The organism is Saccharopolyspora sp. NPDC003752, assembly GCF_053605825.1.
Genome location: NZ_JBSGJZ010000001.1, coordinates 392,528 through 409,812, shown reverse-complemented (window position 1 = coordinate 409,812; position 17,285 = coordinate 392,528). Strand labels below are relative to the sequence as shown.

The window sequence follows — 17,285 nt, the reverse complement described above, 5'->3', positions numbered from 1 at the left end:
TGCCCGTGACGTCGTAGGGTTGCGGCGTGCCCATTGCAGTCGTCACCGATTCGACGGCGTACCTGCCGGCGGGATACGCCGCGCAGTACGCGGTGCGGACCGTTCCGTTGCACGTCAGCGTGGATGGGGCCGCCGCGGTCGACGAGTCGGATTTCGGTCCCGGCGATCTCGCGCGCGCTTTCGACCGCAAGCACCGGGTCACCACTGCTGGTGCGACGCCGCAGGAACTGGCGCAGGCATATCAGGACGCGTTGGACGGCGGCGCCGACGGCGTGGTCGCGGTGCACCTGTCGCGGCAGCTGTCGGGCACCTGGGACGCGGCGCGGCTGGCCGCGCGCGAGGTCGACCCCGAGCGGGTCCGGGTCGTCGATTCCCGGTCCACCGCGATGGGGCTGGGTTTTTCGGTGCTCGCGGCCGCCGAGGCGGCGAAGTCGGGTGCTGTGCTGACCGAGGTGGAGCGCGTCGCGGCTTCGACCGCCGAGCGCACGACGACGTTGTTCTCCGTGCAGACCTTGGAATACCTGCGGCGTGGCGGGCGGATCGGGACCGCTGCGGCGGTGTTGGGCACCGCGTTGGCCATAAAGCCGCTGTTGCACGTGCACGACGGTCGCATCGACGCGTTGGAGAAGGTGCGCACGACCACCCGGGCGATGGCCCGGTTGCTGGAGATTTCGTTGCGCGCGGCGGATTCCCGGGCCGCGATCGCGGTGCACCACCTGGCCGCGCCGGAGCGCGCCGAGCGGCTCGCCGGTCAGATCCGGGCCGAGCTCGGTGATTCGGTGGATTGCGTCGTTTCGGAGGTGGGCGCGGTGATCGGCGCGCACATCGGGCCGGGCGCTGTGGGTGTCGTGGTGCTCCCGAACGGGTGGCGTTCGGACGCCTGAAAACCTTTCGGCTGGCGGATTCCACACCTTCGAGCTGAATCCGGCGCTGATTTGATCCACAGTGGTCTTATCCGCGAAAAATAAAGCTGCGGAACGACTTTCGTCTGCTCTACCGTCGACCGCATGTTTGACATCCGGAGTTTTCGTTCCAGTGCAGACGAATTCGAAGAACTAGATCCGCGAAGCAGGCTTCAGACCCTGCAGCGGCATGCGTCCCGTGATGATCCGGCGGAGCGCGCCGGTCCGAACTACTCGGCGCCGCCACCGGATACCGGATCCGGCTCGCCTTGGCGGCGGCTGGCCGAGAGGTGGCTACCCGAGCCCCTGCTGAGGTCCAGAGTGGACCCCGGCCGAATCGGCGTGCTCGCGCTCGCCCTGGTGTCCTTGGTGGTGCTGGTCTGCATCGTGGCCGTGACGTGGGCCGGTCAGCCCACGGCGGAACCCGCGCCGCCGCCGATCGTGGTGCCGCCGGCCCCGGTCACGACGGCGGCGCCGCCGGAGCTCGTGGTCAGCGTCGTCGGCCGGGTGACTCGCCCGGGCCTGGTCACCGTGCCGCCGGGTGCCCGGGTGGCCGACGCCGTCGCGTCGGCCGGTGGCCCGCTGCCGGACACGGATCTGACGGGTCTCAACCTGGCCCGCCGGCTGACCGACGGCGAGCAGCTCTACGTCGCCGTGCCGGGGGCGCCGCAGCCCGGACAACCCGGCGGCGACGGGAAGGTCGATCTGAACATCGCGACGGAGGACGAACTCGATGAACTACCAGGCATCGGCGAGGTCACCGCCAAGCGGATCGTGCAGTGGCGGGCCGAACACGGCCGCTTCGACTCGGTGGAGCAGCTGAAGGAGGTCGGTGGGATCGGCGAAACCCGGTTCGACCGGCTGCGGGAGGTGGTGCGGGTGTGATCGCGAGACTCGACCTGCGCCTGGTCCCGGCCGCGCTCGCGGTCTGGGCCGTGACGTTGACCGGATTGCTGGCGGGCTGGGTTCCGGCCGCGGTCGTGGCGCTGCTCGCCCTGCTGGCCGCGCCGCTGGCGTGGAAGGCGGTACGCGCCCGGCCGGTCGCCAGGGGTGCCCTCGTGGTCCTGCTGCTGGCGGGCGTTGCCGCCACCGGGATCGCGGTTCGCGTCCACACCGTTGAGCACCATCCGGTGCGGCTGGCCGCCGGACACGGCGAACGGGCGACGCTGCGAGTCACGTTGACGAGCGCGCCGACCCCGTTGCGCGGTGCGTCCTTCGGAGCCCGGCGAGCGGCGGACAGGTCGTTGGTCCGCGCCGAGTTGCAGGCAGGCGAGTTGGCCGGGCGTCGGGTGCGGGCAGGCGGCGCGGTGGTGCTGCTGGTCCCGACCGAGCAGTGGCGGAACCTCATTGCCGGACAACAGGTAACGGCGACCGGCAAGGTCTCCCCGCCGCGTGCCGGTGAGCTCGCGGTCGCGGCTTTCCAGGTGTTCGGCCCACCGGCCGACGTCGCGGCCGCGCCGGGTTGGCAGCGCGTCGCGGAGGACTTGCGGGACGGCCTGCGGCGGGTCTCGGCCGACGTGCTCGGCCCGGCCGCCGCGGGGCTGCTGCCGGGGCTGGTGGTCGGCGACACCGGTCGGCTGCCGCCGGAGGTGGAGCAGAACTTCGAGACCGCCGGGCTGTCTCACCTGACGGCGGTTTCGGGTGCCAACCTGGCGATCGTGTGCGGCGCGGTGCTGGTGCTGCTGCACCTGGTCGGCGCGGGGCCGGTCATGTCGGCCGTGGGTGCGGGCGCGGCGCTCGTCGGGTTCGTCGTCCTGGCCGGACCGGAACCGAGCGTGTTGCGCGCGGCGGTGATGGGCGCGATCACGTTGCTCGCATTGGTGCTGGGCAGGCAGCGGTCGGCGTTGCCGGCGCTGTCCGCGAGCGTGATCGGCTTGCTGCTGCTCCTGCCCGACCTGGCGACCAGTGCGGGGTTCGCGCTGTCGGTCGCGGCGACCGCCGGGCTGGTGCTGCTGGCGCCGGTGTGGTCATCGGCGCTGCGGGCGAGGGGAGTGCCGATCGGGTTGGCGGAAGCGATCGCCGTGCCGCTGGCGGCGCACGTCGTCACGGCTCCGCTGATCGCGGCGCTCTCCGGCGAGGTCAGCCTGGTGGCGGTGCCGGCGAACATGCTGGCCGGGCCCGTCGTCGCACCGGCGACGGTGTTCGGCGTCCTGGCCACCGTGGTGGCGCCGGTATCGGCCTGGTCGGCCGGCGTGTTCGGCCGGCTGGCGGCGCCGGAGCTGGAGTGGATCATCCTGGTCGCCGAGCGGGCGGCGGCGGTTCCCGGCGCGGCGTTCGACTGGCCTTCGGGCGCCGTCGGCGGGACCGCGCTCGCGGTGATCGCGGCGGTCGGGCTGATCGCCTTGCGCGGCAAGCGGATTCGCCTGGTTGTCGCGGTGGGGCTGCTGCTCTTGGTGCTGGTCGTGGTGCCGGTGCGCACCGTGCTGCCCGGCTGGCCGGTGCCGGGCTGGAGCATGGTCGCCTGCGATGTCGGCCAGGGCGACGGGCTGGTGCTGGCCACCGGTCGCCCGGACGAGGCGGTGGTGGTCGACGCCGGGCCGGATCCGCAACGGGCCGCGGAATGCCTGCGGCGGCTCGGGATCCGCCGGATCCCGCTGGCGGTGCTCACCCACCTGCACGCCGATCACGTGAGCGGGCTCGCCGCGCTGATGGGGAAGATCCCCGTCGACGCGGTCGCGATCGGACCGCTGCGGCAGCCGGCGTGGGCGATGGACGACGTCGAGAGGGATGCCCGCGCGCACCGGGTTCCGGTCGTGCCGCTGTTGTCCGGGCAGCGCGCGGTCTGGCCGGGGCTCGTCCTGGACGTGCTCGGCCCGGACCCGGTGCTGGCCCGCACACAGTCGGCCGACGACGCCAACGACGCGTCGATCGTGCTGCTGGCGACCACCCCGGCCGGCCGGGTTCTGCTCACCGGCGACGTCGAACTGCCCGGGCAGGGGCGGCTGGTGTCCTCCGGTGCGGATCTCCGGGCCGATGTGCTCAAGGTCCCGCACCACGGATCCCGTTACACCACACCGCGTTTCCTGCAAGCAGTGCGCCCGAGGCTGGCCGTGATCAGCGTCGGCGCCGGCAACACCTACGGGCACCCCAGCCCGTTCATCGTCGACAACCTCACCCGTGCGGGCACGAAAGTGCTGCGCACCGACCAGGAAGGAGATATCGCGATCCTGCCCGGCCCGCATGGCCCCCGCTACGCAGCCCGGGGCGACCCGCTGCGCGCAGGCGAGTCGTAGGACGAGGCGACCCGAGCGTCCGCAGTCGTCCCTTGTGGACGAAAGCGCGGCGCCACCGCCGTGCGGTGACGCCACGCCCTCGAACCAGGTCGTCAGGTCGGCTCAGAGGCCGAGCGCCTGGTTGACCGCTTCGGTGGTCGGCGCGACGGTGGCCTTCGGGCCGATCTGGTCCTGCACCGCGTCCAGGGTCTTCAGGCCGTCACCGGTGATCAGCAGCACGGTCTCGGCGTCGGGGTCGATCTTGCCCGCCTCGATGAGCTTCTTCGCCGTGGCCACGGTGACCCCACCGGCCGTCTCGGCGAAGATGCCCTCGGTGCGCGCCAGCAGCCGGATGCCGTCGCGGACCTCGTCGTCGGTGACGTCCTCGATGGCGCCGCCGGTCTTGCGCACGATGTCGAGCACGTAGGGGCCGTCGGCGGGAGCGCCGATGGCCAGCGACCGGGCGATGGTGTCCGGCCGCACCGGCTGGACCACGTCGTGGCCGTTCTTGTACGCCGTCGACACCGGGGAGCAGCCGGTGGCCTGCGCACCGAAGATCCGCACCGGGCTCGGCTCCACCAGGCCGACCTGGCCGAGCTCGTTGAATCCCTTGTAGACCTTGGTCAGCTGCGAGCCGGAGGCGATCGGCACCACGATCTGCTCGGGGATGCGCCAGCCGAGCTGCTCGGCGACCTCGAAGGCCAGGGTCTTCGAGCCTTCGGAGTAGTAGGGCCGGACGTTGACGTTGACGAACGCCCAGTCCTCGTGCTCGGCGGCGAGCTCGGTGGCCAGCCGGTTCACGTCGTCGTAGTTGCCGTCGACGGCCAGCAGCGAACCGTCGTAGACCGCGCTCATCAGGATCTTGGCGCGCTCCAGGGTCTTGGGCACCAGCACCACCGAGTCCCAGCCGGCGCGGGCCGCGGCTGCGGCCACCGCGTTGGCGAGGTTGCCGGTGGAGGGGCAGGCCAGCACCTTGAAGCCGAATTCGCGGGCGGCGGCCAGCGCCACCGCGACGACGCGGTCCTTGAAGGAGTGGGTCGGGTTGCCGGTGTCGTCCTTGATCCAGATCCGCTTGACGCCCAACGCCTTCGCGAGGTTGTCGGCCCGGATCAGCCGGGTACAGCCCGGGTCGGTGTTCGGGTGCTCCTCGACGTTGGAGGGAACCGGGAGCAGCTGCTTGTAGCGCCAGATGGAACGCGGGCCGGCCTCGATGTCCTCGCGGCGGATCCGGCCGAAGTCGTACGCGACCTCGAGCGGGGAGAAGTCTTCCAAGGAGACGAATTCCGGGGCCAGCGGCTGCCGGTGGCCCTCTTCCTTGGACACCAGTTCGACGGCATTGCCCAGGTCGTAGGTCTTCTTCGCCGAATTCTGGGCATGGGCAGCAGCGGTCATCGCGAGGTCCTCTCCTCATCTGTCCCGCGGACGGGTCGGAATTGGCACCGCTTTCGTCAGAGACCTCGCGGGTGAAATCACGATTCGCTGACGAACGGTTGCCGGGGCTTCATCGGGCCGTTCCCTCTGCCCCTCTGGATGAGCTATTCGGTTGTGCTGGCAACGCTAGTGGACCGCGCCGGGTTCTGGCCAGCACGATCCAGATGGCGGGACAGTCGCGGGTGCGTGCGACGATGCGTGCATGAGCGCACCGGCCGTGGTCCCCGATCCGCTGCATCTGGTTATCGGCGACGAAGAACTGCTGGTGGAACGCGCGCTGTGGGCGGCCGTCGGAGCGGCCCGCGCCGTGGACCCGGAGGCCGAGCTGCGCCGGGTGAAGGTGAGTGAACTCACTCCTCCGGAGCTGGCGGAGCTGCTCAGCCCTTCGTTGTTCGCCGAGGGCCGGGTGCTGGCCGTGGAGTCCGCGCAGGACGCGGGCAAGGAGATCGCCGAAGCGCTGCTGACGTACGCCCGGCAGCCGGCGGACGGCGTCACGCTCGTCGTCGTGCACACCGGCGGCGGCCGGTCGAAGCACGCCAAGGAACTGCCCAATGCGCTGCGCAAACTCGGCGCGCGCGTCACCGAGTGCAACAAGATCACCAAGCCCGCGGAGCGGGAGGCGTTCGTCCGCGACGAGGTGCGCCGGGCCGGCGGGAAGACCGATGCGGCCGGTGTGGTCGCGCTGATCGAATCGGTCGGTTCGGACCTGCGCGAGCTGTCGGCCGCGGCGACGCAGCTGGTCGCCGACACCGGCGGCAAGGTCGACGAGACGGCGGTGCGCCGCTACCACCGCGGGCGCGCGGAGGTGACCGGGTTCGCGGTCGCGGAGAAGGCGGTGACCGGTGATCGGGCGGCGGCGCTGGAGGCCTTGCGGTGGGCCGTGCAGCTCGGCGTTCCGCACGTGCTGATCGCCGATGCCCTCGCCGATTCGGTGCGCACCATCGGCCGGGTCGCCGCAGCGGGCGGCCGGAACGATCCGTTCCGGCTGGCGGGCGAGCTCGGCATGCCCGCGTGGAAGGTGAAGAAGGCGCTGGCGCAGTCCCGCGGCTGGAACGCATCGAGCCTCGCGCAAGCGCTGCAGGCGGTCGCGGAGGTCAACGCCGGGGTCAAGGGCATGGCCGCCGACGCCACCTACGCCCTGGAGCGGACCGTCCTCCGGCTCGTGGAGCTCCGCAACCAGCGTTCGTGACCCGCGCTTTCCCGTGAATGCAAACGGCCCCCTCCCCGTGCGGGAAGGGGGCCGGAAGCTCGGCCTCAGCTCAGAGCTGGTTGGCGCGCTGCGCCAGCGCGGACTTCTTGTTCGCGGCCTGGTTCTTGTGGATGACGCCCTTGCTGGCGGCCTTGTCCAGCGCGCGGCTGGCGGCCTGCTGCAGCTCGATGGCCTTGTCCTTCTCGCCGGCGTCAGCGGCCTCGCGGAACTTGCGGATGGCGGTCTTGACCGCGGACTTCACGGCCTTGTTCCGCTGCCGGGCCAGCTCGTTGGTCTTGATCCGCTTCATCTGGGACTTGATGTTGGCCACTGTGGCGCCTCTTCTCAGTCTGTTGAATCGATCGTGCCGCGCTGTTGTCGGCGCTGCCCCCAGGGCAGATTTCCTCCACGGCGGAATGCCGCACGGCACGGTCGTCCATGTTAACAGCGGCCACCTGCGCCGATGGTGGCGGGCGGGACCGGGCGACGGCGGTCACATCGGCTCGGATCCCGCGCCTGCGGACCATAGGGTCACTCTTCGTGCTCGATGCGTTGAACTGGCCCGGATTCGCGGAACTTTCCCTGGCCGGGCTGTTGTTCCTCTGCTGCGCCGCGTTCCTGGCCGGGGCGGTCGACGCCATCGTGGGCGGTGGCGGCCTGATCCAGCTGCCCGCGATGCTGCTGCTCCTGCCCGGCGGCGAGGTGATCTACTCGCTGGCCACCAACAAGGTGGCGGCGATCGCCGGGACAGCGGCCGCCGCCCGGACGTATGCGAAGCGGACGCCGATCGACTGGCAGGCCGCGCTGTCGATGGCGATCGTCGCGCTGCTCGGGTCGCTGGGCGGAGCCGTCCTGGCCGATGCGCTTCCGTCGCAGGTCCTCAACGTCATCGTGCTGGTCGCGTTGGCGGTCGTCGGCATCTACACCTGGCGCAAGCCCGAGCTGGGTTCGTCCGATGCGCCGCGCTTCGAGCGGCGTGCGCAGCTGCTCGTGATGCTCGCCGGCGGCGCCCTGATCGGCTTCTGGGACGGCATCGCGGGGCCCGGTACCGGCTCGTTCCTGGTGTTCCTGCTCGTCGGCCTGGTCGGTTTCGCGTTCGTCACTGCATCGGCGACGGCGAAGGTCGTCAACGTCGCCACGAACATCGGCGCGCTCGCGTTCTTCATCCCGGCGGGCAAGGTGCTGTGGGGCTTGGCGCTGGTGATGGCCGCGAGCAACATGGCGGGCAGCGTCCTCGGCGCGATGGTCGCCGCGAAGCGCGGATCCGGTTTCGTGCGGCGGGTTTTCCTGACGGTGGTCGTCGGGCTCGTCATCAGCCTCGGCTGGAAGCTCGCCGCGGGCGTGTAGACGCGGGAATCGGACGGAGTAACATCAACGTCTGGTTGTGCCTAGGGTTCCGCTCCCGCTCCGCTGCAGGTCACCACAACTAGGAGCGCGGGGGACCGGTCCGAGCGGCACCGGCGATCGCGGAAGGAGTGCGGTCGCACATCTGACGGGACAAAAGCCTGGAGGAACCCGGATGCCGCGCGCCCGCGTGGCACGGAGAGGGTTCCCATGGGCCTGGCCGCCGTTCTCCTCGTCGTCACCGCCGCGTTCGCGCACGCGGGGTGGAACTTCTTCGCCAAGCGCGCCGGGTCGGCCGGTGCCGGGTTCGTGTGGCTGACTGCGACGTGCAGCGCCGTGCTGTACCTGCCGGTGGCGGCGGGATCGCTGCTCTGGACTGGGATGCCCGTGCTGGGCGACTGGCTGCTGGGCGTGCTGGTCAGTGCGGTCGTGCACCTGGCGTACTTCCTGCTGCTGCAGCGCGGCTACGCGGTCGGCGACATGTCGGTGGTGTACCCGCTGGCCCGCGGCACTGGCCCGATGCTGGCGATGATCATCGCGGTGGTGGTCCTGGGGGAGCGCCCGGGCTGGCTCGGGGTGCTCGGCGGGCTGCTGGTGGTCGCCGGGGTGTTCGTGATCGGCCTGTCCGACGGGGTACCGCGTTCCGGCGCGAGCCTGGCGGGCGTCGGTTTCGGCCTGCTGACCGGCTCGCTGATCGCGATCTACACGGTGTGGGACGCGCACGCGGTGACGGGCCTGGCGCTTTCTCCGCTGGTGTTCGACTGGACGAGCAACTTCGCCCGCTCGGTGATGCTCAGCCCGTACGCGGCGACCCGGCGGACCCAGATCGCGCGCACGTGGCGGGAGCACCGCCGCGAGATCCTGGCGGTGGCGTTGCTGTCGCCGCTGGCGTACATCCTCGTCCTGTTCGCGATGCAGCTCGCCCCGGTGAGCCTGGTGGCCCCGGCCCGGGAGCTGAGCATCGTCCTAGCGGGCCTGCTGGCCTGGCGGCTCCTGGGCGAAGCCCAGCCGACGCGCCGGATGACGGGTGCCGTGGTGGTCCTGGCCGGGGTGGTGCTCCTCGGCATCGCCTGATGGCCCCGGTTGCTCGGCGGCCGCCGGTCCGCACGGGTAGAAACGGGGCATGGAGGTCTTGAACAGCCGATTGATCCTCCGGCCGCGGGATTGGCAGCGGTCGTTGCGGTTCTACCGCGATGTGCTCGGGCTGGCCGTCTCGCGGGAGTTCCCCGGTGGCACGGTTTTCTTCCTGGGGCAGGGTTTTCTGGAGATCTCCGGCACGGGCGGGCCGGGGCCGAGCCCGGATCAGGTGCTCTGGTTGCAGGTGCGGGACGTGCGGGCGGAGTTCGAGCGGCTCCGGGGCCGTGGCGTGACGGTCCTGGCGGAGCCGGCGCGGCAGCCGTGGGGCCTCGACGAGGGCTGGGTGGCCGATCCGGACGGGATGCGCATCGTGCTGGTCGAAATCCCGGCCGATCACCCGATCCGGACCGACGTCCGCGACCCTGCCCCGGAGTGATCGCCGGCACTCGTCGGCGGCCCTAGTCCGGCCGGATGGCCCGGGTTTGGGCCTGGGCGGTGCCGTGGTCCGGTTGCCAGGCCCAGGTCTGAACGTCGGCGAAGCCCGCCGCCTGGACGTCGGAGTGGAGGCCGGCCCGGCCGCCGGGCAGCCAGCGCTCGTGGGTCGACAGCAGCAGGACGCCGCCGGGCCGGAGCACGCGGTGCAGCTCGGCGAGCGCTGTGGCGCGATCCGGCCACAGCTGGACGTTGTTCACGCTCAGCACCACGTCGAACGCGGCGTCCGGCTGCCCGGTCGCTTCGGCGGTGCCGTCCTCGACGGCGACGTTGGGCAGCTCCGCGCACCGGCGGCAGGATGCCTGCCGCATGGGTGCCGACGGTTCGACCGCGACCACCCGCGCCGCACGCTCGCCTGCCGCTCGCAGCCCCACGCCGGGCCCGGGCCCGATCACCAGGACATCTTCCGCGCCGGTCAGCTTGGCCAACCGCACCACCTGGTGCTCGGCCGCCGCGTTGCCGCGCGCCATCAGCGCGCCGCCCGCGGCACCCAGCAGACCGCGCGGGTGACCGAACGCACGATCCAGGGCGAAACCGGCGAAATGACCCATAGGACCAGCTCAGCAGCCCGGAGCCGGTGCTCGCATCGGGGATGACCCGGAGTTGGACGCCGAGTACCAGGCGTGTCATGGGACGATGGGGTGAACCCCGCACCAGTCGACATCCGCGAGGAACACTGAGTGAGCAGTTTCGCCGACACCACGTTCACGCCCCCGGAGCGAATCCGGAACTTCTGCATCATCGCGCACATCGACCACGGCAAGTCGACGCTGGCCGACCGCATGCTGCAGCTGACCGGTGTGCTGGAGGAGCGCGCGTACCGGGCGCAGTACCTCGACCGGATGGACATCGAGCGGGAGCGCGGCATCACGATCAAGGCGCAGAACGTGCGCCTGCCGTGGACCTCCGACGGCGTCGACCACGTGCTGCACATGATCGACACCCCCGGTCACGTCGACTTCACCTACGAGGTCAGCCGGTCGCTGGCGGCCTGCGAGGGCGCGGTGCTGCTGGTCGACGCCGCGCAGGGCATCGAGGCGCAGACGCTGGCTAACCTGTACCTCGCGATGGAGCACGACCTGCAGATCATCCCCGTGCTCAACAAGATCGACCTGCCGGCCGCCGAGCCCGACAAGTACGCCGCCGAGCTGGCGCACATCATCGGCTGCGAGCCGGAGGACGTGCTGCGGGTGTCGGCCAAGACCGGTGAGGGCGTCGGGTCGGTGCTCGACGAGGTGGTGCGGCAGATCCCGGCGCCCAAGGGCGTCTCCGACGCGCCGCCGCGCGCGATGATCTTCGACTCGGTCTACGACACCTACCGCGGCGTGGTGACCTACATCCGGGTGGTCGACGGCAAGATCACCCCGCGGCAGCGGATCCGGATGATGTCCACCGGCGCGACCCACGAGCTGCTGGAAGTCGGCATCATCTCGCCGGAGCCGAAGCCGTCGGGGGGCCTCGGCGTCGGCGAGGTCGGCTACCTGATCACCGGGGTGAAGGACGTCCGCCAGTCCAAGGTCGGTGACACGATCACCGCCGAGCGCAAGGGCGCGGAGGAGCCGCTCAGCGGCTACCGCGAGCCGAAGCCGATGGTGTACTCCGGGCTCTACCCGGTGGACGGCACGGACTACCCGCTGCTGCGCGAGGCGCTGGACAAGCTGCAGCTCAACGACGCCGCCCTGACCTACGAGCCGGAGACCTCCGGGGCGCTGGGCTTCGGTTTCCGCTGCGGTTTCCTCGGTCTGCTCCACCTGGAGATCACCCGGGACCGGCTGGAGCGCGAGTTCAACCTGAACCTGATCTCCACGGCGCCGAACGTGGTCTACCACGTGGAGATGGAGGACGGGTCGGAGTTGGTGGTGACCAACCCGTCCGACTGGCCCGAGGGCAAGATCAAGGACGTCCTGGAGCCGGTCGCCAAGTGCACGATCATCGCGCCGTCGGAGTTCGTGGGCACGATCATGGAGCTGTGCCAGAGCCGGCGCGGGCAGCTCTCCGGGATGGACTACCTGTCGGAGAGCCGGGTCGAGCTGCGCTACTCGCTGCCGCTCGCGGAGATCGTGTTCGACTTCTTCGACCAGCTGAAGTCGCGGACCCGCGGTTATGCCTCGATGGACTACGAGGAGTCGGGTATGCAGGCGTCGAACCTGGTGAAGGTCGACATCCTGCTGCAGGGCGAGCCGGTGGACGCGTTCAGCGCGATCGTGCACCGCGACGCCGCCTACGCCTACGGCACGAAGATGGCCTCGAAGCTGCGCGAGCTGATCCCGCGGCAGCAGTTCGAGGTGCCGATCCAGGCGGCGATCGGGTCGCGGATCATCGCCCGCGAGACGATCCGCGCGATCCGCAAGGACGTGCTCGCCAAGTGCTACGGCGGTGACATCAGCCGGAAGCGCAAGCTGCTGGAGAAGCAGAAGGAAGGCAAGAAGCGGATGAAGACCATCGGCCGCGTCGAGGTCCCGCAGGAAGCCTTCGTGGCGGCGCTGTCCACCGACGAGGCCAAGGACGACAAGGCCAAGGGCAAGAAGTAGCTCAGGGCACCGCCAGCGGGCGGAGCGGGGCGAGGCGGCGGTCCGTTCGACGTCGGTTCCGCGCCGCAGCGTTCCGGCGAAACCGCGGTCGGCCATCACCCGGGTGGTGATGGCCTTGTCGTACGGCACGTCGATGAGGTTGGCGAAGTGCAGCCGGGTCGCGGTCGGCCAGCACCCATGTGCCGCGACCGAGGGGTGGTCCCGCGTTGCGATCGCAGCGGTTCGGCCCGCGCTCGCCGGATGAGACAGCCATCTTCCACGTCTGACTGCCACTGATACCGGCTGACCAGGAATGCTGCCGGGATCTTGCGATCCGGGACACATCCGCAATGCTGGGGTTCAGGTGTTCGCCCACTAGCATGCGGTGTGGAAAGCCTTGTGGGGTTGGTGTTTTCCGATGCTCCGCGCCCGGTTCGCTGGTACGGCGTCGAAATCGTGGGAGGTAGGGCGTGCAGATGTCGCGTGATCGGTTGCCGATTCCGGATCCCGAGCCGCCGTCCGCGACCGCGTTCGACGTGCGCGATCAACGCCCGGCGTTCGCGCCGCGGCAGCCGCTGCGCCCACCGGAGGGCGCGCCGAACGTCGTGGTGGTGCTCATCGACGACATGGGTTTCGGCGCACCGAGCGCCTTCGGCGGGCCGTGCCAGATGCCGACCGCGGACCGGTTGGCCGACGGCGGCCTGCGTTACAGCCGGTTTCACGTCACCGCGATCTGCTCGCCGACCCGCCAGGCGCTGCTGACCGGCCGCAACCACCATTCGGTCGGGATGGGCGTCACGACCGAGATGGCCAGCGCCGCGCCCGGCTACTGCGGCATCCGGCCGTTGAGTGCCGCGACGATCGGTCAGGTCTTGCAGGGCAACGGCTACAACACGGCGGCCTTCGGCAAGTGGCACCAGACGCCTGCGCGAGACGTGAGCGCCGCCGGGCCGTTCGACCGGTGGCCGACCGGTGAGGGCTTCGAGAAGTTCTACGGTTTCCTGTGCGCGGAGATGAACCACTGGTATCCGGTGCTGTTCGACGGCACGAATCCGGTGGAGCCCTCGCGCGGGCCGGAGGACGGCTACCACCTGTCCGAGGACCTCGTCGATCAGGCCATCGATTGGGTGCGCAACCAGCGGGCCCTCAAACCGGACAACCCGTTCTTCGCCTACCTGCCGTTCGGTGCCACGCACGCGCCCTACCACGTGCCGAAGGAGTTCCGGGAGCGCTACCGGGGGAAGTTCGACCACGGCTGGGATGCGCAGCGCGAGATCACCCTGCGGCGGCAGAAGGAACTCGGTGTGGTGCCGCGGGACGCGGAGCTGGCGCCGTGGGCCGAGGGCGTGCCGCATTGGGACGAGCTGTCGGACTCCGAGCGGTGCGCGGCGGCTTCGCTGATGGAGCTCTACGCGGGTTTCGCGGAGCACACGGATGTCCAGGTCGGACGGTTCGTCGACGCCTTGCAGGAGTTGGGTGAGCTGGACAACACGCTTTTCGTCTACATCCTCGGGGACAACGGTGCCTCGGCCGAGGGCGGTCTGGGCGGGACTCTCAACGAGCACCGCTTCGCCAGCGGCATCCCGGACAGCGCCGAGTTCATCAATTCGCAGGATATGGCGCTGGGTGATGCGACCACGCACGCGCACTACCCGGTCGGCTGGGCGTTGGCGATGAACACGCCATACCAGTGGACGAAGCAGGTCGCATCGCACTTCGGCGGGATCCGGGACGGGATGATCGTGCACTGGCCGCTCGGGATCGCCGAGCGGGGCGGGATCCGGAACCAGTTCCACCACGTGATCGACGTCGTTCCCACCATCCTGGAGGCGGCGGGGCTGCCGCACCCGGTCGAGGTCAACGGCATTGCGCAGCAGCCCATCGAGGGCACCAGCATACTCTACAGCTTCAACGACGCGGATGCGCCGGGCCGGCATCGGGTGCAGTACTTCGAGATGGTCGGCAACCGCGGCATCTACCGCGACGGTTGGATGGCGGTGACCAGGCACGGCACCCCGTGGGTGATGGTGCAGGACGGTGCGCGCCGCTCGTTCGACGACGACCGGTGGGAGCTCTACGACACCAACGTGGACTGGACGCAGGCCCGCGACCTGGCGGCAGAGCATCCGGAGACGCTGCGGGAACTCCAGCAGTTGTTCCTGATCGAGGCGGCGAAGCACAACGTGCTGCCGCTGGACGATCGGATGACCGAGCGGGAGAACCCGTTGGAGGCCGGGCGGTTGGATCTGATGGGCGAGCGCCGCTCGATCACCTTCCACGCGGGAGCCGGGCGGTTGACGGAGGAGACGGCGCCGAACGTCAAGAACCGCTCGCACGAACTGACCGCCCTGGTCGAGGTTCCCGCCGACGGCGCGGAGGGCGTGCTGGTGGCGCAGGGCGGCAGGTTCGGGGGGTGGTCGTTCTACTTCCACGAGGGCAGGCCCTGCTACGCCTACAACTACTTCGGGCTGACGGTGCACCGGGTGCGGGCGCCGCGGTCGGTGCCCGCCGGGGAGCACGAGGTCCGGCTGCGGTTCGACTACGACGGTGGCGGTGTCGGCAACGGAGGTACGGCGGTGTTGTCGGTCGATGGTGACGAGGTCGCAGCCGGGCGGATCGATGCGACGATCCCGTACTACTTCGCATTCGACGAGACCTTCGACATCGGGGTAGACCGCGCCTCGCCGGTGACCGACGACTACGCGGCCGTCGACAACCGGTTCACCGGTCGACTGCACAGCCTGCGCGTCGACCTAGGCGTCGACCAGCACTCCGACCTCGTCGCCGAGCACGCGTTCCGAGCCGCGCACGAGTAGTCGATGTGGGCGCTGGTTGCGGCCGGTTGAGCATGGGAACCCCAACGCGCTCAACGGTGGCGCCGAAAGCGCTCGCGGTCATGCCGTCCGCAGGTCGTGTTCGTCCAGCCAGGACGCGACTGCGGTGGCGATCGCTTCGGGGTGGTCCTCCGGGGTGTGGTGACCGGCGACGAGTTCGCGGTGGGCGATGTCGAGGTTGGCGATGTTGGCGGCGCACCAGTCGATGAGCTGCGGGATCATCATCGTTCCTGGTCCGGGTTCGAAGGTGAGCATCAACTTGGGCACGTCCGCGCTGGTCGCCAGCCACTCGTCGTAGTCGCGGACCCTGGCGGTGACGTCGGCCGGCTCTCCGCCCAGCGGCATCGCACGCGTCCAGCGCAGCAGCGGCAGGCGGCTGTCGCGGGTGGCGTAGGGCTTGCGGTAGGCATCGAGGGTCTCGGCGTCGAGCGGGGTGGCGACGGTGCCCTGCAGCCCGTCGAAGAGGTCGCCGTCCAGAACCATCTCCTCGCCGACGCCCGGCGTTTTGAACGAGCGGAAGAGTTCGCGGCCCGCTGCCGGGAACTCCTGCCAGGACATCGGTTTCACGATCGTCTCGGTGAACGCGACGCCACGGACCCGGCCGGGATGTCGGGCGGCCCAGTCGAAGGCGAGTGCGCCGCCCCAATCGTGTCCGATGAGGACGACGGCGTCGAGGTCCAGCGCATCGAACCACGCGTCCAGGTAGCGGGCGTGGTCGTCGAAGGTGTAGTCGATGCCGGGCTTGCCCGAGTCGCCCATGCCGATCAGATCCGGCGCCAGCCGCCGGCCGGGATCGCCCACGGCCGGCAGGACTCGCCGCCACAGGTATGACGAGGTGGGGTTGCCGTGCAGGAAGACGATCGGCACGCCGGTGCCGGTCTCCCGGTAGAACATGGTCGAGTCGAGAACGCGTGCGACAGGCAAGGTGTTGTCTCCGTTGCGGTTCAGATCGTGTTGGTCGCGGTCACTCGAAGGCCGCGATGTTGTTCGCCGCCCACTCGGCGAACGTGCGGGCAGGCCGGCCGAGGATCCGCTCGACGTCGGGGCTGACCTGCTGCAGGGAACCCGGCGTGCCCAGGATGTCGAGGGTGCTGTCGACGACCGGTTCGGGCATGGAACGGATCATCTGGGCTTTGGCTTCCGCCCGGGTCTGCTCGACGAACCGCACCGGCTCGCCCAGCGCCTCGCCGATCGCCGCGGCCTGCTGCCGGGGAGTGATCGGCGCCGGCCCGGTCAGGGCGTATGAGTGGCCGGCGTGGCGGGCGTCGCGCAATGAGATGGCGGCGATCTCGGCGATGTCGCCCGGGTGGACGGCGGGCAGCCCGACATCGCCGAACGGTGCGGCGATCGCTCGCCGCGCGCGGACCGTTTCGGCCCATTGGAAGGAGTTGGAGGCGAAGTTCCCCGGCCGCAGCAAGGTCCATTCCAGGCCCGATCGCTTGACCGCGTCCTCGAACACCGGCGGGTGGTGCCCGGTGCTGACGCCCTGCGATGACAGCAGCACGACCCGCCGAACGCCGCCGGCCCGCGCTACGTCCAGGACGGTGTCGAGGCTGCCACCGGCTCCGGCGAAATCGCCGGAGGTCAGCAGGAAAAGGGCAGTGGCCCCATCGACGGCGGCTTTGAGTTCCGCCGGATCCGCCAGGTCGGCCTGCTGGTGCCGCACGCCCGCTGGCACGTCCTGGGCGGAGATCCGCCGGGACACCGCCGCCACTTCCTCGCCCGCCGCGACGAGGGACTGCACCAGCGGCCGCCCGACGTTCCCGGTCGCTCCGGTCACCACGATCATTTCGTGCTCCGTTTCCGAGTTCCTGCGTTGACTCGGCGAAGCTACTATCGGTGGGCTAGTAGGTACCTAGAAGAAAGTATTGGACGAGAGGGGGAAATGTGCGGGAGGACACACGTTGGCGCGGTGGCGGAGAGGTCGCTCCGGAGAACGCCTGCCCGATCGCGCCGGTGGTCGACATCGTCTTCAGCCGGTGGACCACGCCGATCCTGTGGGCGCTCCACGAGTACGGCCGCCAGCGGTTCGTTGAACTGCAACGCCGGATCACCTCGATCACTCCCAAGGTGCTGACCCAGCGGCTCCGCGCCCTGGAGCGGGACGGTCTCGTCGTGCGCAGCTACTACGCCGAGGTCCCGCCGCGGGTGGAGTACGAGATCAGCGACCTCGGGCGCAGCCTGGCGCCTCTTTTCGCCGCGCTCGCGGAATGGTCGGTCAACCTGGACGAGGTCGAGCGGGCCCGCCAGGACTACGACGCCAGGAAGCGAATCCGCGCGTGATCCGAAGGCCG

At 70.3% G+C, this 17,285-nt stretch carries 15 protein-coding genes and 1 riboswitch; of the genes, 10 read left to right on the top strand and 5 right to left on the bottom strand.

Annotated features, from left to right (window positions below; translation table 11 throughout):
- Positions 1 to 26 precede the first annotated feature (26 nt).
- The 3 genes from ACWEV3_RS01990 to ACWEV3_RS01980 all read left to right on the top strand — a co-directional run bounded on the left by ACWEV3_RS01990 (position 27) and on the right by ACWEV3_RS01980 (position 4,135).
- Entirely contained in the window at positions 27 to 884 is an 858-nt protein-coding gene (locus tag ACWEV3_RS01990; RefSeq protein ID WP_452612074.1) for a DegV family protein, read from the top strand.
- Between the two features lie 339 nt (positions 885 to 1,223).
- Entirely contained in the window at positions 1,224 to 1,787 is a 564-nt protein-coding gene (locus tag ACWEV3_RS01985) for a helix-hairpin-helix domain-containing protein (protein ID WP_452612073.1), read from the top strand.
- Positions 1,784 to 4,135 (top strand): ComEC/Rec2 family competence protein, encoded by a 2,352-nt coding sequence (locus ACWEV3_RS01980; RefSeq protein WP_452612072.1) that lies wholly within the window; start codon positions 1,784 to 1,786, stop codon positions 4,133 to 4,135. The genes ACWEV3_RS01985 and ACWEV3_RS01980 overlap by 4 nt, the downstream gene beginning before the upstream one ends.
- A 102-nt stretch (positions 4,136 to 4,237) precedes the next feature.
- On the opposite strand, the gene thrC is transcribed toward ACWEV3_RS01980, so the two are convergent.
- Positions 4,238 to 5,506, bottom strand: coding sequence for a threonine synthase (gene thrC / locus ACWEV3_RS01975; protein WP_132489125.1), 1,269 nt, complete (start codon positions 5,504 to 5,506; stop codon positions 4,238 to 4,240).
- A 12-nt stretch (positions 5,507 to 5,518) separates the two neighbouring features.
- Positions 5,519 to 5,651: riboswitch (SAM riboswitch) on the bottom strand.
- 96 nt (positions 5,652 to 5,747) lie between these two features.
- On the opposite strand from thrC, the gene holA reads away from it, so the two are divergent.
- On the top strand, positions 5,748 to 6,734 hold the full coding sequence (holA, locus tag ACWEV3_RS01970) for a DNA polymerase III subunit delta (protein WP_452612071.1): 987 nt from the start codon (positions 5,748 to 5,750) through the stop codon (positions 6,732 to 6,734).
- A 70-nt stretch (positions 6,735 to 6,804) separates the two neighbouring features.
- On the opposite strand, the gene rpsT is transcribed toward holA, so the two are convergent.
- The gene (rpsT, locus tag ACWEV3_RS01965; RefSeq protein WP_093271622.1) at positions 6,805 to 7,065 is read right to left on the bottom strand and encodes a 30S ribosomal protein S20; all 261 of its coding nucleotides are present in this window, start codon (positions 7,063 to 7,065) and stop codon (positions 6,805 to 6,807) included.
- A 209-nt stretch (positions 7,066 to 7,274) separates the two neighbouring features.
- Between rpsT and ACWEV3_RS01960 the strand changes: the two genes are divergently transcribed.
- The 3 genes from ACWEV3_RS01960 (at position 7,275) to ACWEV3_RS01950 (ending at position 9,591) form a co-directional block, all read left to right on the top strand.
- Entirely contained in the window at positions 7,275 to 8,081 is an 807-nt protein-coding gene (locus ACWEV3_RS01960) for a TSUP family transporter (RefSeq protein ID WP_358306333.1), read from the top strand.
- Positions 8,082 to 8,288: 207 nt separating this feature from the next.
- The gene (locus ACWEV3_RS01955) at positions 8,289 to 9,152 is read left to right on the top strand and encodes an EamA family transporter (RefSeq protein WP_452612070.1); all 864 of its coding nucleotides are present in this window, start codon (positions 8,289 to 8,291) and stop codon (positions 9,150 to 9,152) included.
- A 49-nt stretch (positions 9,153 to 9,201) separates the two neighbouring features.
- On the top strand, positions 9,202 to 9,591 hold the full coding sequence (locus ACWEV3_RS01950) for a VOC family protein (RefSeq protein ID WP_358576692.1): 390 nt from the start codon (positions 9,202 to 9,204) through the stop codon (positions 9,589 to 9,591).
- Positions 9,592 to 9,613: 22 nt separating this feature from the next.
- Here ACWEV3_RS01950 and ACWEV3_RS01945 read toward each other — a convergent pair whose 3' ends face one another.
- Positions 9,614 to 10,198 carry a class I SAM-dependent methyltransferase gene (locus tag ACWEV3_RS01945; RefSeq protein WP_452612069.1) on the bottom strand — a complete coding sequence of 195 codons (585 nt, stop codon included), beginning with the start codon at positions 10,196 to 10,198 and terminating at the stop codon, positions 9,614 to 9,616.
- A 129-nt stretch (positions 10,199 to 10,327) separates the two neighbouring features.
- Between ACWEV3_RS01945 and lepA the strand changes: the two genes are divergently transcribed.
- Both lepA and ACWEV3_RS01935 read left to right on the top strand, forming a co-directional pair.
- Positions 10,328 to 12,178, top strand: coding sequence for a translation elongation factor 4 (gene lepA, locus ACWEV3_RS01940; protein ID WP_358576694.1), 1,851 nt, complete (start codon positions 10,328 to 10,330; stop codon positions 12,176 to 12,178).
- Positions 12,179 to 12,633: 455 nt separating this feature from the next.
- Positions 12,634 to 14,973, top strand: coding sequence for an arylsulfatase (locus ACWEV3_RS01935; protein ID WP_452612068.1), 2,340 nt, complete (start codon positions 12,634 to 12,636; stop codon positions 14,971 to 14,973).
- Positions 14,974 to 15,051: 78 nt separating this feature from the next.
- On the opposite strand, the gene ACWEV3_RS01930 is transcribed toward ACWEV3_RS01935, so the two are convergent.
- Positions 15,052 to 15,915, bottom strand: a complete 864-nt coding sequence (locus tag ACWEV3_RS01930) for a haloalkane dehalogenase (RefSeq protein ID WP_452612067.1) — start codon at positions 15,913 to 15,915, stop codon at positions 15,052 to 15,054.
- A gap of 40 nt (positions 15,916 to 15,955) precedes the next feature.
- Positions 15,956 to 16,780, bottom strand: a complete 825-nt coding sequence (locus tag ACWEV3_RS01925) for an NAD(P)H-binding protein (RefSeq protein ID WP_452612066.1) — start codon at positions 16,778 to 16,780, stop codon at positions 15,956 to 15,958.
- 98 nt (positions 16,781 to 16,878) lie between these two features.
- Between ACWEV3_RS01925 and ACWEV3_RS01920 the strand changes: the two genes are divergently transcribed.
- On the top strand, positions 16,879 to 17,274 hold the full coding sequence (locus tag ACWEV3_RS01920) for a winged helix-turn-helix transcriptional regulator (protein WP_452612065.1): 396 nt from the start codon (positions 16,879 to 16,881) through the stop codon (positions 17,272 to 17,274).
- Positions 17,275 to 17,285: the final 11 nt, after the last annotated feature.

Bases quoted from the DNA above. Each gene is read 5' to 3' on its own strand.
- thrC (WP_132489125.1), bottom strand. From the start codon at position 5,506: ATGACCGCTGCTGCCCATGCCCAGAATTCGGCGAAGAAGACCTACGAC.
- holA (WP_452612071.1), top strand. From the start codon at position 5,748: ATGAGCGCACCGGCCGTGGTCCCCGATCCGCTGCATCTGGTTATCGGC.
- ACWEV3_RS01955 (WP_452612070.1), top strand. From the start codon at position 8,289: ATGGGCCTGGCCGCCGTTCTCCTCGTCGTCACCGCCGCGTTCGCGCAC.
- ACWEV3_RS01950 (WP_358576692.1), top strand. From the start codon at position 9,202: ATGGAGGTCTTGAACAGCCGATTGATCCTCCGGCCGCGGGATTGGCAG.
- ACWEV3_RS01945 (WP_452612069.1), bottom strand. From the start codon at position 10,198: ATGGGTCATTTCGCCGGTTTCGCCCTGGATCGTGCGTTCGGTCACCCG.
- ACWEV3_RS01935 (WP_452612068.1), top strand. From the start codon at position 12,634: ATGTCGCGTGATCGGTTGCCGATTCCGGATCCCGAGCCGCCGTCCGCG.
- ACWEV3_RS01925 (WP_452612066.1), bottom strand. From the start codon at position 16,780: ATGATCGTGGTGACCGGAGCGACCGGGAACGTCGGGCGGCCGCTGGTG.